The 12,396-nt window shown below is 45.7% G+C and carries 9 protein-coding genes, 21 tRNA genes and 1 rRNA gene; 29 read left to right on the top strand and 2 right to left on the bottom strand.

Annotated elements, in window-relative coordinates; all coding sequences use genetic code 11:
* The first annotated feature begins 11 nt into the window (after positions 1–11).
* The 22 genes from rrf to LQ188_RS23345 all read left to right on the top strand — a co-directional run bounded on the left by rrf (position 12) and on the right by LQ188_RS23345 (position 2,104).
* A 5S ribosomal RNA gene (gene rrf / locus LQ188_RS23450) occupies positions 12–127 on the top strand.
* An 11-nt stretch (positions 128–138) separates the two neighbouring features.
* Positions 139–214, top strand: a tRNA-Val gene (locus LQ188_RS23445).
* An 11-nt stretch (positions 215–225) separates the two neighbouring features.
* Positions 226–301: transfer RNA gene (locus LQ188_RS23440), tRNA-Thr, on the top strand.
* Positions 302–321: 20 nt separating this feature from the next.
* Positions 322–397: transfer RNA gene (locus LQ188_RS23435), tRNA-Lys, on the top strand.
* An 8-nt stretch (positions 398–405) separates the two neighbouring features.
* Positions 406–487, top strand: a tRNA-Leu gene (locus tag LQ188_RS23430).
* 8 nt (positions 488–495) lie between these two features.
* Positions 496–570 (top strand) — tRNA-Gly (locus LQ188_RS23425).
* Positions 571–582: 12 nt separating this feature from the next.
* Positions 583–671, top strand: a tRNA-Leu gene (locus LQ188_RS23420).
* Positions 672–680: 9 nt separating this feature from the next.
* Positions 681–757 (top strand) — tRNA-Arg (locus LQ188_RS23415).
* 9 nt (positions 758–766) lie between these two features.
* Positions 767–843: transfer RNA gene (locus LQ188_RS23410), tRNA-Pro, on the top strand.
* A 17-nt stretch (positions 844–860) separates the two neighbouring features.
* Positions 861–936 (top strand) — tRNA-Ala (locus LQ188_RS23405).
* Between the two features lie 28 nt (positions 937–964).
* A tRNA-Met gene (locus tag LQ188_RS23400) sits at positions 965–1,041 on the top strand.
* 10 nt (positions 1,042–1,051) lie between these two features.
* Positions 1,052–1,128: transfer RNA gene (locus tag LQ188_RS23395), tRNA-Ile, on the top strand.
* Positions 1,129–1,148: 20 nt separating this feature from the next.
* Positions 1,149–1,241 (top strand) — tRNA-Ser (locus LQ188_RS23390).
* Between the two features lie 102 nt (positions 1,242–1,343).
* Positions 1,344–1,417: transfer RNA gene (locus LQ188_RS23385), tRNA-Met, on the top strand.
* Between the two features lie 6 nt (positions 1,418–1,423).
* Positions 1,424–1,499 (top strand) — tRNA-Asp (locus LQ188_RS23380).
* 23 nt (positions 1,500–1,522) lie between these two features.
* A tRNA-Phe gene (locus tag LQ188_RS23375) sits at positions 1,523–1,598 on the top strand.
* A gap of 16 nt (positions 1,599–1,614) precedes the next feature.
* Positions 1,615–1,690: transfer RNA gene (locus LQ188_RS23370), tRNA-His, on the top strand.
* Positions 1,691–1,694: 4 nt separating this feature from the next.
* A tRNA-Gly gene (locus tag LQ188_RS23365) sits at positions 1,695–1,768 on the top strand.
* A gap of 5 nt (positions 1,769–1,773) precedes the next feature.
* A tRNA-Ile gene (locus LQ188_RS23360) sits at positions 1,774–1,850 on the top strand.
* 12 nt (positions 1,851–1,862) lie between these two features.
* Positions 1,863–1,937: transfer RNA gene (locus LQ188_RS23355), tRNA-Asn, on the top strand.
* Between the two features lies 1 nt (position 1,938).
* Positions 1,939–2,029, top strand: a tRNA-Ser gene (locus tag LQ188_RS23350).
* Positions 2,030–2,032: 3 nt separating this feature from the next.
* Positions 2,033–2,104: transfer RNA gene (locus LQ188_RS23345), tRNA-Glu, on the top strand.
* 42 nt (positions 2,105–2,146) lie between these two features.
* On the opposite strand, the gene LQ188_RS23340 is transcribed toward LQ188_RS23345, so the two are convergent.
* Positions 2,147–2,896 (bottom strand): TraR/DksA C4-type zinc finger protein, encoded by a 750-nt coding sequence (locus tag LQ188_RS23340; RefSeq protein WP_230178519.1) that lies wholly within the window; start codon positions 2,894–2,896, stop codon positions 2,147–2,149.
* A 146-nt stretch (positions 2,897–3,042) separates the two neighbouring features.
* Positions 3,043–3,963 carry a 1,4-dihydroxy-2-naphthoate polyprenyltransferase gene (locus LQ188_RS23335; protein ID WP_230178518.1) on the bottom strand — a complete coding sequence of 307 codons (921 nt, stop codon included), beginning with the start codon at positions 3,961–3,963 and terminating at the stop codon, positions 3,043–3,045.
* A 299-nt stretch (positions 3,964–4,262) separates the two neighbouring features.
* Between LQ188_RS23335 and LQ188_RS23330 the strand changes: the two genes are divergently transcribed.
* The 7 genes from LQ188_RS23330 (at position 4,263) to LQ188_RS23300 (ending at position 12,349) form a co-directional block, all read left to right on the top strand.
* Positions 4,263–5,672, top strand: coding sequence for an isochorismate synthase (locus LQ188_RS23330; RefSeq protein WP_101225586.1), 1,410 nt, complete (start codon positions 4,263–4,265; stop codon positions 5,670–5,672).
* Positions 5,665–7,416: a 2-succinyl-5-enolpyruvyl-6-hydroxy-3-cyclohexene-1-carboxylic-acid synthase gene (gene menD / locus LQ188_RS23325; protein WP_230178517.1), complete on the top strand. Its 1,752-nt coding sequence runs from the start codon at positions 5,665–5,667 to the stop codon at positions 7,414–7,416. Before LQ188_RS23330 ends, menD begins: the two co-directional genes overlap by 8 nt.
* Positions 7,413–8,234: a 2-succinyl-6-hydroxy-2,4-cyclohexadiene-1-carboxylate synthase gene (gene menH / locus LQ188_RS23320; RefSeq protein ID WP_230178516.1), complete on the top strand. Its 822-nt coding sequence runs from the start codon at positions 7,413–7,415 to the stop codon at positions 8,232–8,234. Before menD ends, menH begins: the two co-directional genes overlap by 4 nt.
* Position 8,235: 1 nt before the next feature.
* Positions 8,236–9,054 (top strand): 1,4-dihydroxy-2-naphthoyl-CoA synthase, encoded by an 819-nt coding sequence (gene menB / locus LQ188_RS23315; protein ID WP_053347924.1) that lies wholly within the window; start codon positions 8,236–8,238, stop codon positions 9,052–9,054.
* 86 nt (positions 9,055–9,140) lie between these two features.
* Complete coding sequence (locus LQ188_RS23310; RefSeq protein ID WP_230178515.1) at positions 9,141–10,622, top strand: o-succinylbenzoate--CoA ligase; 1,482 nt, start codon at positions 9,141–9,143, stop codon at positions 10,620–10,622.
* Positions 10,619–11,722, top strand: coding sequence for an o-succinylbenzoate synthase (gene menC / locus LQ188_RS23305; RefSeq protein WP_230178514.1), 1,104 nt, complete (start codon positions 10,619–10,621; stop codon positions 11,720–11,722). Before LQ188_RS23310 ends, menC begins: the two co-directional genes overlap by 4 nt.
* Before the next feature lie 477 nt (positions 11,723–12,199).
* Positions 12,200–12,349 carry a hypothetical protein gene (locus tag LQ188_RS23300; RefSeq protein WP_230178513.1) on the top strand — a complete coding sequence of 50 codons (150 nt, stop codon included), beginning with the start codon at positions 12,200–12,202 and terminating at the stop codon, positions 12,347–12,349.
* The last annotated feature ends 47 nt before the right edge of the window (positions 12,350–12,396 follow it).

Genomic DNA, 12,396 nt, shown 5'->3' with positions numbered 1-12,396 from the left:
TGTTAACATTGTTTGGTGACGATAGCGAAGAGGTCACACCCGTTCCCATTCCGAACACGGCAGTTAAGCTCTTCAGCGCCGATGGTAGTTGGGGGTTTCCCCCTGTGAGAGTAGGACGTCGCCAAGCAGGTTTCATATGGAGGATTAGCTCAGCTGGGAGAGCATCTGCCTTACAAGCAGAGGGTCGGCGGTTCGATCCCGTCATCCTCCACCATTTTTACACCTGCCGGTGTAGCTCAACTGGTAGAGCAACTGACTTGTAATCAGTAGGTTGGGGGTTCAAGTCCTCTTGCCGGCACCATTTTAAGATAGTACAAGCACGAGCCATTAGCTCAGTTGGTAGAGCATCTGACTTTTAATCAGAGGGTCGAAGGTTCGAATCCTTCATGGCTCACCATTTTATATGCGGGTGTGGCGGAATTGGCAGACGCACCAGACTTAGGATCTGGCGCCGCAAGGCGTGGGGGTTCAAGTCCCTTCACCCGCATCTTACATGCGGAAGTAGTTCAGTGGTAGAATACAACCTTGCCAAGGTTGGGGTCGCGGGTTCGAATCCCGTCTTCCGCTCCACTTTTCGTATGTGCCGGGGTGGCGGAACTGGCAGACGCACAGGACTTAAAATCCTGCGGTAGGTGACTACCGTACCGGTTCGATTCCGGTCCTCGGCACCATCTTAATATGCGCCCGTAGCTCAATTGGATAGAGCATCTGACTACGAATCAGAAGGTTGTAGGTTCGACTCCCGCCGGGCGCACCATGTTTATTGCGGGAAGTAGCTCAGCTTGGTAGAGCACTTGGTTTGGGACCAAGGGGTCGCAGGTTCGAATCCTGTCTTCCCGACCACGTGATTTTTAATGAATGGGGCCTTAGCTCAGCTGGGAGAGCGCCTGCCTTGCACGCAGGAGGTCAGCGGTTCGATCCCGCTAGGCTCCACCATTTTTCAATCAGATACTTATATTATATTGGCGGTGTAGCTCAGCTGGCTAGAGCGTACGGTTCATACCCGTGAGGTCGGGGGTTCGATCCCCTCCGCCGCTACCAATAAATATAAGGACCTTTAGCTCAGCTGGTTAGAGCAGACGGCTCATAACCGTCCGGTCGTAGGTTCGAGTCCTACAAGGTCCACCATATTCACTTTTTAATGCCGTGGAGGTATACCCAAGTTCGGCTGAAGGGATCGGTCTTGAAAACCGACAGGGGAGTCAAATCCCGCGGGGGTTCGAATCCCTCTACCTCCTCCATTTTTTAAAAAAGCAGCAAGTTGTTTTTAAACAACCTTACATACAGGAAGCGAAAAAACGATATACACGAAAACTTGATGCAAATCGTTTCATTATTACCGTCGCGGGGTGGAGCAGTCCGGTAGCTCGTCGGGCTCATAACCCGAAGGTCGCAGGTTCAAATCCTGTCCCCGCAATTATTAGGTCCCGTGGTGTAGCGGTTAACATGCCTGCCTGTCACGCAGGAGATCGCGGGTTCGATTCCCGTCGGGACCGCCATTTTTTAAATTTAATACAAATGTGGCTCAGTAGCTCAGTCGGTAGAGCAAAGGACTGAAAATCCTTGTGTCGGCGGTTCGATTCCGTCCTGAGCCACCATATCTTTCATATTACGGCGGTTGTGGCGAAGTGGTTAACGCACCTGATTGTGGTTCAGGCATTCGTGGGTTCGATTCCCATCAGTCGCCCCATTTCGCGGGTGTAGTTTAGTGGTAAAACCTCAGCCTTCCAAGCTGATGATGAGGGTTCGATTCCCTTCACCCGCTCCAAATATGGGCCTATAGCTCAGCTGGTTAGAGCGCACGCCTGATAAGCGTGAGGTCGATGGTTCGAGTCCATTTAGGCCCACCATATTCATATTGTTCCGCAGTAGCTCAGTGGTAGAGCATTCGGCTGTTAACCGAACGGTCGTAGGTTCGAGTCCTACCTGCGGAGCCATGGGGAAGTACTCAAGAGGCTGAAGAGGCGCCCCTGCTAAGGGTGTAGGTCGCGCGAGCGGCGCGAGGGTTCAAATCCCTCCTTCTCCGCCATTTGGCCCGTTGGTCAAGCGGTTAAGACACCGCCCTTTCACGGCGGTAACACGGGTTCGAATCCCGTACGGGTCATAACAAAAAAGGAAGCATACATTCATGTATGCTTCCTTTTTTTCATTTCTTTTCATTGATATAACTATCTTTTTGTTTATAAGGGATGTCCCCAAGCTGGGAATCGATATTTTCTTCTTCTAATGTATCTTCATATTCCTTTTGCTTTTTGTTCGGTATATCCACCCTATTTTTTCCTTCGATATCATTTGCTGCAAATCCTTCATAGTCTTCTGGAAATCCATCCGTTTCATCCTCGGTTTTATAAAGGTCATTATAATTGTCATGATCGCCGGTGTAATCAGATGGAGTTTCGGATGTACCGAATTTGGCGACTTCACCAAAGCTATCCTCTTTATCCACTATTTCATTTCCATGACGGTTTTCAAAATGATCACCCTTGGATGGAATCAATATATCCTCTTCCACTGGTCGCTCTTGTGTATTAGGCCCTTCCGGGGCATGCTCGACACAGTAGAGGGTGCTTGGGATCGCTTCAAGCCTCTCGATGGGGATTTCCCTATTGCAGGTTTTACACTGGCCATACGAACCTTCTTCCATTGCTTTTAATGCTACCTCGATTTTCTCCATTTCTGATTGTGCATGCTCATCGAGTGCTTGATTCCGTTCCATCTCGAATAATTCGGTTCCTAGGTCAGCAGGATGATTATCATAAGATGATAATTCCCCTACGGATTCCGTCTGGCTTTTATCCAGAACGGATTGTTCATCATTTTGAATTCTACTACTTAACTCATTTTTTTCTTGAAGCAGTTCCTTTTTTAATTTTTGCGTTTGTTGTTTCGTTGCCATATCCGATTCACTCCTTCTAAAGTCCAAATCTCATTTTATATTGGTAAGATGGTTGTATTATCTATTACCCGAATTGGAGTATAGGAAAACAATATGCAACGGAAGATAGAAAAAAGGACTGAGCGGATGAGCTCAGTCCTCGGAGATTATATAAGATAGCTGATGAATAATCCAATGGCCATGAGTAAGCCAAAGAAGGTGTTCGTTTGGGCCGTGGCTTTCATTGCCGGGACCATCGTGATCGGCTGCGTTTTACCTACGAAGCCTTTGATTGCGGCCATGGCCTTCGGTATGCTAAGGAAGGCAAGGAGAATCCACGCCGTTACGCTTCCGGTAAGGACTAGCCCAACAAGCCATAGATAAGAGAAGGCGAACATGATTGCCATGAATGTCAGGGCGTTTTTCCTGCCCATCACTACAGGCATCGTTTTGCGCCCATGAGCCTTATCTCCATCATGGTCACGTAGGTTATTGGATAAGTTGATCAGCCCAACCAAAATCCCACTTGGAATGGCAATTAAGATGGCTGTTGAAGAAACATCACCGGTTTGAATGAAAAAGGCGATCAAGATTATCAAAAAGCCCATGAACAATCCAGAAAAAAGTTCCCCGAATGGTGTATATGAAATGGGCAGGGGACCGCCTGTATAAAGATAGCCGACAAGCATGCAAACCAGTCCTACTGCAGCAAGCCACCAAGATGATGCGGCACAGATATAGATTCCAATTATCAAGGCGATGGCATACATGCATAGGGCCAAGCTCATGATTAGTTTGGGGGTCATCCCATGACGGACGATCCCGCCGCCGATGCCTACGGATTCCTCCGTATCCAAGCCTCTCTTGAAATCGTAGTATTCATTGAATAAATTGGTTGCAGCTTGAATCAGGATACTGGCAATCATCATGGCAGCGAAGAGTAACCAATTCACTCCATCTTCCAAAAGTGCAATCACAGTTCCAAGTAAGACTGGGACAAAAGCTGCGGTTAGTGTATGTGGACGTATTAACTCCCACCAAATCTTCCAGGTCCGTTTAAGGGGAAGTCCATCGTATTCTGTTTGCATTATTTCTCTCCTCAAAATCATTATTGGTTCTCTCGAAATTATAACAAATATTGAAATGTTGCACAAAAGGTTATCCTAATAAATGCAGGAAAAGTGGGTAAGGGCGATAACTGGAATTCCTGGATGATCCATTTCCAAAATCCAGGGTATTTCTCTACATTCGCTAAGATTCATATAATAAGGAAAAAAGCAGGAAAGAATCGTTCGGTAAAGGGGCGTTTTATTGACATGGGGTTCTAGTGAGGTGTATCTTTAAATAGGTTAAAAAGCTTTTAAAATGTACATTTGGGGGGATTTTTTTGGCTATCTCAGAGGAAACTGAACAGTTTCAGGGACTGGCTTCAGCTATACAAAAGGCGAAGGACTTGAATGATCAAGTTCTATTCAGTCATATTAAGAAGATTAAATGCAACAACCCCCTTTCATTTTATCAAGCTGGAAGAGAACGGTACGCGGGTGAACGCTTTTTCTGGGAGGACCCTGCAAAGGAAATAACCATCACCGGTTTAGGCAATGTTAAGAAACTCAAAGCGGCATCGAATGCCGAACGTTATAGAGAAGTCGAAAAGAGCTGGATCAAACTGCAGAATAATGCTGTCAAAACAGGGGTGACCGATGTAGAAGCGACAGGTCCTTTACTGTTTGGGGGCTTTTCTTTTGATTATGAAACTGACAGTACGCTCCTTTGGAATCAGTTCGGGGACAACCTTTTTTATATACCTGCCTTCATGCTGTCAATAGTGGGGAAACAAGCTTACTTAACGACAAACTTACTTTGTTCGCCTGATGATTCAGAAAAACTCTTCATAGATATGATAAATGAACGGGAAGCTTTCCTTTTCGAAAGCTTGGATGGCAATGGATTGGGTGCAAATTCCCTGGTTATGCAGAGGGAAGTCGAACCTGAGGAATGGAAGCGGACGGTCGCAGAGGCTGTTCAGGAAATCAAGACGACAGATCTCGACAAAATCGTTTTGGCAAGGGAGCTTCGACTTGGTTTTGAACGTTCCATCGATTCAGGGAAAGTGCTTGAACAATTGATTGCTGAGCAGCCATTGAGTTATATTTTCAGTTTGGAGGCTGGTGGTGACTGTTTTGTGGGTGCCACCCCTGAACGTTTGATTAAGAAACAGGGAAATGAAGTTTTTTCTACCTGTCTTGCTGGATCGATGGGACGAGGGAAAGATGAGCAGGAAGATGTTTGTCTTGGTGAAGAATTGCTTCATGACGAAAAGAATTTACAAGAACATCAATATGTCGTTTCGATGATATCCAATGCCTTTGATTCAGTATGCGAAAAGGTGGTGGTCCCGGCCCGACCGACACTTATGAAAAACCGTCATATCCAGCATTTGTACACACCGGTCCGGGGTATATCAAAGGAAGGTGTCACGATTTTTGAATTTGTCGAGAATCTCCACCCAACACCTGCTATGGGCGGACTTCCCAAAGAAAAGGCCGTTGTCCGAATTCGGGAAATGGAAGGTCTGGAACGTGGCTTTTATGCGGGTCCCTTAGGTTGGGTGGATACGTATGGAAACGGGGAATTCGCTGTTGGGATACGTTCTGCACTAATACAGAATAATGAGGCATCGCTCTTTGCCGGTTGCGGAGTAGTGGAAGATTCGACTCCCGAAAGTGAATACCGGGAAACGGGGATTAAATTCAATCCGATGTTAAGTGCTTTAGGAGGAAATCTTAATGAATGACCGAGATGCATTGACAGCTTATGCTGCTTCATTCGTCGATGAGCTGGCACAAAATAAGGTGAAGCATGTGGTGGTGAGCCCTGGTTCACGATCCACACCCCTGGCTTTGTTGCTGGTGGAACATCCTGATATTGAAATTCATATTAATGTGGATGAGCGTTCGGCTGCTTTTTTTGCCCTTGGTTTGGCTAAGGCCCTAAAAGAACCAGTCGGACTTCTTTGTACGTCAGGTACAGCCGCTGCAAACTATTACCCAGCCGTCATTGAGGCTTTCTATTCAAGAGTGCCGCTTATTGTACTTACCGCTGACCGCCCGCATGAATTGCGTGATGTCGGAGCCCCGCAGGCGATCGATCAGATACACCTTTACGGGAGACATGTAAAATGGTTTGTCGAAATGGCACTTCCTGAAAGCACGGATGGGATGATGCGGTATGCCAGAACTGTCGGTGCAAGGGCAGTGGCAACAGCTGCAGCCGAACCTGCAGGGCCTGTGCATTTGAATTTCCCACTTCGCGAACCACTGATTCCTGATTTGGAGCAAGCAAAGGAGTGCAGGCAAAATAAAATGACGCCTGCAGTGTTGATTGAAAGTGGAGAACTGTCACTGTCATCATCACAAATAGAAGCTGTTGCAACTACATTGTCACAAGCTAAGCAAGGTATGATTGTATGTGGCGAATTACCTCATCCAGAGATGAAGGAAGCCATCGTCGCATTAGCGGAAAAACTTGCTTTTCCGGTACTGGCTGATCCCCTTTCACAGTTAAGGAGCGGAAGTCATGACAAAGCCGTAATTATTGATTCTTATGATACGTTTCTACGCGATGAAACGGCAAAAGCGGCTTTCAGGCCGGAAGTGATCTTGCGATTCGGGGCAATGCCTGTTTCTAAACCGTTATTGTTATTCATGAAAAAACAAAAACAGGCAATCACTTTGGTCGTCGATGGCGGAGCAGGCTGGCGCGAACCAGCCGGATTGGCAACGAATATGATTTACAGCGAAGAGAAAGATTTTTGTTTGCGAATTGCTGAAAGCATTACTCCCTCTCCTGATGATGAATGGCTTCGGTTATGGCAAACCGTCAACGGAGCGACGAAGGAGGCCTTAGCCTCCGTCAGAGATGAAGCGGAGTTAAGCGAAGGCAAGCTTTTCGCCCTGCTTGCTGATATGATGCCGTTGGAATCGACGTTATTTGTCGGGAATAGTATGCCCATACGTGATTTGGATACTTTCTTTTTGAATAATGGAAAAGGAATCAAAACCATTGCAAATCGTGGGGCGAATGGTATCGATGGTGTCGTTTCCACTGCGCTTGGCGTAAGCACGGTATCAAAAAATACAGTGCTGGCAATCGGGGATTTAAGCTTTTTCCATGATATGAATGGCTTGCTTGCGGCAAAACTTCAAAAACAAAATATCACGATATTGCTGGTTAATAATGATGGAGGAGGCATTTTCTCCTTCTTGCCGCAGGCGAATGAGAGGGAACATTTCGAAACGCTATTCGGCACGCCTCATGGGCTTGATTTTTCCCATACTGCCGAGCTTTATGGCGGTAAATACAACAAGGTCCAAAATTGGGATGAGTTAGAGAATGTATTTACAGAGTCATTCGAAATCGAAGGACTCAAAATCATTGAAGTTCCGACAGAAAGAGAGTCCAATCTACAAAAGCATCGAAATTTGTGGAGCTTTGTTTCCCAGGAAATAAAAATGGTGTTAGACGGGGAAATATCATGAATATTGTCAGTAAGGATGTCAATTATGCTGTTGAAATAACGGGAAATGGAGATCCTCTTGTACTTTTACATGGATTTACAGGAAATCGGGATACATGGAAATTCCTCATTCCGCTACTGAATGACAGGTATACGTTAATCATGGTCGATATCATCGGTCATGGTATGTCTGCGTCACCAGCCGATCATCGAAGGTATGAAATGGAGCGTGTCGCTGAGGATATTAAGTATATTTTGGATGTGTTGCATTTCCCGAAAGCCCATATCCTTGGTTACTCGATGGGCGGAAGGCTCGGGTTGGGTTTTGCCTGTTTGTTTCCTGAGTATGTTGATACATTGATATTGGAGAGCGCTTCACCGGGCCTTTTAACAGAAGGGGAACGTGAAATCCGAAGGGAAAATGATCGGAAGCTTGCCGAAAGTATTCTTGAAAATGGCATGGAAGCGTTTGTGGATCAATGGGAAAACATCCCTCTGTTTGAAAGTCAAAAACGGTTGTCGGCCAAAACCAGGTCAGCCATTCGGGAGCAGCGGTTGGCAAATGACCCTGCCGGCCTTTCCAATAGCCTTCTTGGTATGGGGACCGGCAATCAGGCTTCATACTGGGAACAACTGCAAACCATTGATTTCCCGGTGCTCCTTATAACCGGTGAACTCGACCATAAGTTTTGTCGAATAGCGGACTCGATGAAAAAAAAGCTGAAGCGCGCCGAATGGAAAATAATAAATGATGCGGGCCATGCGATTCATGTGGAAGTTGGAGAAAAGTTTGGTAAAATAATAAGTGAGTTTTTAAAGCGAAATAAAAGGAGGAATTAAGATGACGATTCAATGGGAAACGATACGTGAGTATGATGAGATTTTGTATGAAAAATATAACGGGATTGCGAAAGTGTCCATCAATCGACCACATGTACATAATGCATTCACACCAAAAACGACTGCTGAAATGATTGATGCATTCGCAAGGGCGCGTGATGATTCCAGCATCGGTGTCATTATTTTAACGGGTGTAGGCGGCAAAGCATTCTGTTCAGGCGGAGACCAAAAAGTACGTGGGAATGGCGGATATGTTGGTGAAGATAATATTCCACGTCTAAACGTTCTTGATTTACAACGCTTGATCCGCGTTATTCCAAAACCAGTCGTAGCCATGGTCGCAGGTTATGCAATTGGCGGCGGTAATGTCTTGAATGTGGTTTGTGACTTAACGATTGCTGCTGACAATGCAGTCTTCGGACAAACTGGACCGAATGTTGGAAGCTTTGATGCTGGTTATGGTTCTGGCTACCTTGCACGTATCGTCGGTCATAAAAAGGCACGTGAAATCTGGTACCTATGCCGTCAATACAATGCACAGGAAGCATTGGATATGGGATTGGTCAACACGGTCGTACCTTTAGACCAATTAGAAGCGGAAACGGTTAAATGGTGTGAGGAAATGCTTGAGAAGAGCCCAACGGCACTTCGTTTCTTGAAAGCGGCAATGAACGCTGATACTGATGGCCTTGCAGGTCTTCAACAATTGGCTGGTGACGCTACACTTTTATACTATACAACAGAAGAAGCAAAAGAAGGCCGCGATGCATTCAAAGAAAAACGCAATCCGGACTTTGGACAATTCCCTCGTTTCCCTTAATGAAACGCGTGAATCGATGAGACTGACAGCTTGGCGGAAAATCGCCGGGCTGTTTTCTATATCAAAATGGAAGAGGGTAAGCAGCAATGGCAGAAGAAAAGTTGCCGAACTGGCTGAAAAATCGGGCGCATCTTTCACCTGGGCGCCCGGCAATTGAGTTTGAAGGTCATACGTATAGCTTTCTTGAACTGCATACATTATCGGAGAAGATGGCTGGTAAGCTGGCAAGCATTGGTCTGGGCTCCGGTGATTCATGCGCGGTTTTGCTCCGTAACCATATTGATGGTGTTGTCGTTATCCATGCACTATTTTATCTCGGTGTGAAGATTGTGATGCTGAATAATAAGTTAACGGCAAAAGAGCTGTCCTGGCAGATCGAGGATAGTGGGACTGCCTATTTGGTTTCAGAAGGTGCCTTCTCCGACAAACTTTCTGATATTGGTGAGATTCTCCCGGAATTGAACCTTCATTTAATGGAGGAATTGCCGAATGAAGGCACGGCGGAAATACTTCAAGAGTTTTACCTTGAGGATACCGCTACGATCATGTATACATCAGGTACTACAGGAAATCCAAAGGGTGTGATCCAAACATTCGGTAACCATTGGTGGAGTGCAGTAGGGTCGGTTCTGAACCTTGGATTGCATGAGGAGGATTCTTGGTATTGTGCGGTTCCGATCTTTCATATTAGCGGTTTATCCATTCTGATGAAAAATGTGATTTATGGCATGAAAGTCGTTTTGGCGGAACGATTCGATGAACGGGAGGCGAACCGGTGCATTCAGGAAAATGGCGTGACGATCATATCGGTCGTGACGGCGATGCTGAATAGGATGGTTCAGGATTTGAATGGAACAAGCTATCCAAAAACCTTTCGCTGTTTCCTGTTGGGCGGCGGCCCTGCACCCGTCCATTTACTTGAAGCCTGTAAGGAGAAAGGGATTCCCGTCTATCAATCATATGGGATGACCGAAACGTCTTCACAGATTGTGACGCTGGCACCGGAGTATAGCATGTCAAAAATCGGATCAGCTGGGAAGCCTTTGTTTCCTTCGCAGTTACGGATAGAGAAAGACGGCACTATATGTGAACCGGGTGTAGTGGGTGAAATCGTGGTTTCAGGTCCGAATGTTACGAAAGGTTATTTTAATCGAATGGACGCTACACAGCAAGCGATTACCGATGGATGGCTTTATACCGGGGATCTTGGTTATCTTGATGAGGAAGGCTTTTTATATGTGCTTGACCGACGTTCGGATTTAATCATCTCCGGCGGTGAAAATGTCTATCCGGCCGAGATTGAAAACGTCCTCAGTATGCATCCTGATGTTTTCGAAGCGGGAGTGACGGGGACTGACGATGAAAAGTGGGGGCAGGTCCCGCTTGCTTTTGTCGTCTTGCATAAAGGTGCAGAGCTTGATGAGAGCGAACTGCTGGAATATTGCAGGGGATATTTAGCATCCTATAAGATTCCCAGGAACGTGATTTTTTGTAAGGAACTTCCCCGTAATGGCGCAAGCAAGCTTCTGAGACGGGAACTGAAGAAGGAAATGGGGGAAGGGAAATGAAGTTATCCTCCATTTCCCTAAAGCTCATTAAGGCCCCTTTAAAACGGCCATTCAAGACGCATCTCGAAACGGTAAGCGATCGGGAAGTGATAATTGTAGAAGCCATGGATAAGGATGGGTTGATTGGATACGGTGAAGCTGTCCCTTTTACAAGTCCTTGGTATACCGAGGAAACGATCAAAACATGCTTTCATATATTGGATGGCTTCTTAATTCCGTTGACATTGGGCAGTCAGATCAAGCATCCTGATGAGCTGCCGAACTTATGGAGCGGAATCCGGCGGAATGCGATGGCGAAGTCAGCTTTAGAGCAGGCAATCCTCGATTTATATGCGAAGCAGAAAGGAGTCTACCTCGGACGGCTGTTTGGCGGCGAACGAAGTGAAGTGGCCGCTGGTGTAGTCGTTGCATCCAATGATATTGAAGATGCGATGCGCCAGATCGAGGATTTTTCCGGATCTGGTTACCAGCGTTATAAAATAAAAATCAATCCTCAAAATGATCTGGAGTTTTTAGCGGAAATCCGTCGGGCCTATCCTCATATCCCGCTCATGGCAGATGCCAATTCAGCGTACACTCTTGATGACATCACACACCTTCAGAAGCTTGATGCGTTTAAGCTGATGATGATTGAACAGCCGCTGGGACATGACGACATTGTCGAACATTCATTTTTGCAGAAACAGCTGCAGACACCCATTTGCCTTGATGAAAGCATAAATTCATTTCATGATGCCAAAAGTGCGCTGTCGCTCCAGAGCTGTGGAGTGATCAACATTAAGATGGCTAAAGTCGGCGGCTGGATGGAAGCTGTAAGAATCCATGATTTATGCCTGGGAAATGATGTGCCAGTTTGGTGCGGCGGTATGATTGAATTTGGCATTTCACGTGCACATAATATTGCACTTGCCACATTAAAAGGATTCACGATTCCCGGGGATATATCATCTTCATCCCGTTATTGGGATGAAGATATAATATATCCTGAAGTACTTGTCGAAAATGGCATGATCCAAGTTCCCGATCAAGCTGGAATCGGTTTTGCCATCAATGAAAAGCGGCTAAAGGAATTGACTACATATAGTAAGTTGTACAAGTGAGAACATCAAAGGAGGTGCATTGCCACCTCTTTTGACCAAATATTGATAATCCTTTAACTCCTCTCACTCCCCCTGTCTATATAACTCACCCAATTAAAATTTCCTTGGACGGAAACCCCACCCTTTTGGAAAATGATTTTAATAGGATACTAACAAATCAATTCATTGCTTTTCCTGTTAAAACTCTTACTAAATTGAAGAAATTTGCGACACTTCTGCCGGATAACTGGCTAGCCAAGATCACGCTGGATGCTTGATTCGATGAGGCTTGGCAGACAGTCGGCGGAAAGGGAACGAATGACTGAAATCAACCAGGAACTTTTTTTATTGTCCAGATTTTAGAAAAATCAGAAAAACTGGCCGGATAGATCATAATTTTTTTTGGAAAATGGGGCTTTGTCTATTTTTTCTTTACTGGATTATTTTGTATAATGAAATTAAAAGAATAGCAACCAAGGGAAAGGGAGGGGAGAGTGTATGAAGAAAAAACCGTACCTTATTGCGGAGATTCTACTAAGAAGGGGCATGCCTGACTATGTCATAAAAGAAGTGACATCATTGGAAGAGTGCGAGCTGTTTCTTTTGAAGAGAAAATGGGGCCTATATGACCGGAAGACAGGTGCGTAAAGAATAAAAGTAAAAAGGGAACCATTTCAAGCCGGTCCCCATGCGTT

It is taken from the genome of Peribacillus sp. Bi134 (genome assembly GCF_918698065.1).
Taxonomy (GTDB): domain Bacteria; phylum Bacillota; class Bacilli; order Bacillales; family DSM-1321; genus Peribacillus.
Note: the sequence above shows the minus strand (reverse complement) of the source record. Positions and strands in the feature narration are given on the sequence as shown.

Excerpts from the sequence above, each read along its gene's own strand:
- LQ188_RS23340 (WP_230178519.1), bottom strand. The coding sequence starts at position 2,896 with ATGGCAACGAAACAACAAACGCAAAAATTAAAAAAGGAACTGCTTCAA.
- LQ188_RS23335 (WP_230178518.1), bottom strand. The coding sequence starts at position 3,963 with ATGCAAACAGAATACGATGGACTTCCCCTTAAACGGACCTGGAAGATT.
- menD (WP_230178517.1), top strand. The coding sequence starts at position 5,665 with ATGAATGACCGAGATGCATTGACAGCTTATGCTGCTTCATTCGTCGAT.
- menH (WP_230178516.1), top strand. The coding sequence starts at position 7,413 with ATGAATATTGTCAGTAAGGATGTCAATTATGCTGTTGAAATAACGGGA.
- menB (WP_053347924.1), top strand. The coding sequence starts at position 8,236 with ATGACGATTCAATGGGAAACGATACGTGAGTATGATGAGATTTTGTAT.
- LQ188_RS23310 (WP_230178515.1), top strand. The coding sequence starts at position 9,141 with ATGGCAGAAGAAAAGTTGCCGAACTGGCTGAAAAATCGGGCGCATCTT.
- menC (WP_230178514.1), top strand. The coding sequence starts at position 10,619 with ATGAAGTTATCCTCCATTTCCCTAAAGCTCATTAAGGCCCCTTTAAAA.
- LQ188_RS23300 (WP_230178513.1), top strand. The coding sequence starts at position 12,200 with ATGAAGAAAAAACCGTACCTTATTGCGGAGATTCTACTAAGAAGGGGC.